At 56.9% G+C, this 1948-nt stretch carries 2 protein-coding genes; one reads left to right on the plus strand and one right to left on the minus strand.

What is annotated here, in order from left to right:
- The first annotated feature begins 371 nt into the window (after window positions 1–371).
- Entirely contained in the window at window positions 372–833 is a 462-nt protein-coding gene (locus tag ABYO54_RS16075) for a hypothetical protein (protein ID WP_372809244.1), read from the plus strand.
- Window positions 834–850: 17 nt separating this feature from the next.
- On the opposite strand, the gene ABYO54_RS16080 is transcribed toward ABYO54_RS16075, so the two are convergent.
- On the minus strand, window positions 851–1948 hold a 1098-nt coding region (locus ABYO54_RS16080), incomplete at its 5' end, for a VanZ family protein (protein ID WP_372809245.1).

The raw sequence follows: 1948 nt of genomic DNA on the forward strand, positions 1-1948 counted from the left end.
GACCCACAGACGGCCGCCCTTTTACTCCCCAAAGCCCTCGGGCGATTCCATCGCCAATGCCTCCGGCTGATCGGTCTACGGATTCAAGCCCCGCCCCATTGACTCCGTTCTTACAGCATTCCCCGTCGGCCCGCTTTCAAACTTCAATCGGCCTTTGACAACGTAGCCCATGCCAACACGGCACCGCACACTTACTCCGCATATCGCGCTTTTTGTTATTTCGACATGCATCATCACAACCATTCTTTTTCTAACACTCATTTATTTTTTCTTTACAACTCCCATATCCTTACTTAGCTTACGGCTTATCGTCTTTTAAGTGGGGGGTATAACCAAGGCGGGACACCGCCGCAACTGGATGGGGAAACAAAATGAAGATAGAAAAGAAATGGATACATCTCGCACGCCGCACCGCAACCTTCGCCATCGCTGCCTGCTGCGCCTTCGCGTTCACAGGCTGTGATGATGACGACGACGGAGGGGGTGATGGAAGCTCGGTGGTCGGGACTTATGAACTCAGTCGCCTGCAGGCGGGTTCATACGACATTTCGTTCCCAACGACCGATGGCTATTATGAAAGGTTTACCTTTTATTCCGATGGTACGTGCGATGCGGAAACCAATTTCAGCACAACCTCGGTCACCGACGACAGTGGCAACGTATCGGAATTGGAATTCGAATCCGCAGGACCCATCAGCATCACGGTAGACTATAACCGATCGGGAGACACTTTTACCTTCCCCGGCGTTACCGACAACTCCTATTCGATTTCCGGTAGCACCATAACCATGGTTGATGAAGATGGTTGGATATTCACGTATACGAAAAGTTGATCGTTGAATCAACGGATTCAAGCCCCGCCTTCGAGCGGGGCTTTTTCGTTTTTCGGGTCGTTCAAACGCAAGAAGAGCCGAACAAGCAGGAAGAGGACGAAAGCGGTGAGCATGCCGTAGAGGTCGTTGCGCAGGTCGGAAAGCCCTGCGGTGCGGTCGAGGGTGAGGTTTTGGAGCGACTCGGTGATGGCGGCGAAGAGCAGGATATCGAAAGCCACCTTCAAATAGTAGGTCGGATGCTGCCGCTCCAGCGCGGCGGAGAGATAGACGAGAAAGCAGAGGGAAGCGAACAGCGCGAAGTGGCCCGCCCGGTGTATACCGCCAACCCGTTTGTTGAATTGATCGACCCGGTTCTTCTCGCGTCCGGCGGCCGCCGCCGGTTTGGTTGCGGGCGCCCCGGAAGGCGCGACGGCGGGAGGCGTCTCGGCCTTGCGCCGCTCGATCCTTTTGCCGAGGGCTTCCACCGCGCCGTCCGAAAGGGTTTCCATCCAAACGCTCGGCATCATGGTCCCGAACAGGATCGCCAACGCGTTGAGCAAAATCAGCATTCGCAGCTTGCGTTGGTGCAGACGGGTGCGGCGATAATACAGCGCGGCCATGCCTATCCAGAGAAACGCGAAAACACCCTGCCACCAAAAGAACGAGGTGCGCAGCGTGACGGGTTCGGCCACAAGGGAATCGAACTCCGCCGTTCCGAAGCTACCGCCATTCTGAATGACCACGTCGACATGCGCGGCGCCGGGCAAGATCGGGAAGATATCCTCATGCGACGCCCACTTCTCCGAACCGCTTGCCATCACCAAACCGTGTTTGCCGGGAATCCATTGGTTGCTTGGGTCGTATTGCGACAGCATCAACCGCGCGCAACTCCACGGATACTTCCCCTCCACCACGCCCTCGGTCCGAATGCGGCCCCGCACACGAACCATGCGATACGGCGTGGTACGGGCCAATCGGAAATTGATGCTCGCGCTGCGCCCGCCCTCGGGAACGGACAAGCGAAAGCACCCGTTGGTTTCCTGGCAATCGCCGCGCACTTGCCGGGCATCGGCCAAGGTCGGCGATTCGAGCAGGATTTCGCCATCGAGCTCATAGCGGTCGTAGAACCCCCAGAA

Source organism: Pontiella sp. (genome assembly GCF_041622395.1).
Lineage (GTDB): Bacteria > Verrucomicrobiota > Kiritimatiellia > Kiritimatiellales > Pontiellaceae > Pontiella.